Origin of the sequence: Mesorhizobium sp. M8A.F.Ca.ET.208.01.1.1 (genome assembly GCF_004791315.1) — a bacterium.
In the GTDB taxonomy this organism is placed as follows: domain Bacteria; phylum Pseudomonadota; class Alphaproteobacteria; order Rhizobiales; family Rhizobiaceae; genus Mesorhizobium.
Genome location: NZ_SRUT01000325.1, coordinates 1 through 297, shown reverse-complemented (window position 1 = coordinate 297; position 297 = coordinate 1). Strand labels below are relative to the sequence as shown.

The window sequence follows — 297 nt, the reverse complement described above, 5'->3', positions numbered from 1 at the left end:
ACTCCGTCCAAGCGGCCGGCACAGTCCTTCGAGCCTGCTGACTAGATTCACGGCTGGGCCGATCGCGGTGAAATCCAGCCGGTCGGCCGTGCCGACGTTGCCCCACACCATGTCGCCCAGATGCAGCGCCATGCCGAACTGCAGTTCGGGCATGCCCTGTCTGGTGCGGACCTGATTGAGTTGCGCCATTCCCGCCCGCGCCGCTCCGATCGCGCGCAACGCTGCCTCGCAAGCCTCTGAAGCCGAGCGCTCGCCGACAGGAAAGATCGCCAGCACCCCGTCACCGATGAATTTCAG

Annotated in this window: 1 protein-coding gene; it reads right to left on the bottom strand. The window is 65.7% G+C overall.

Features of this window, described 5'->3' with window-relative positions:
- Positions 1-297, bottom strand: a 297-nt coding sequence (locus EN851_RS35495) for an adenylate/guanylate cyclase domain-containing protein (RefSeq protein ID WP_135931125.1), incomplete at both ends; no start/stop codon positions are given.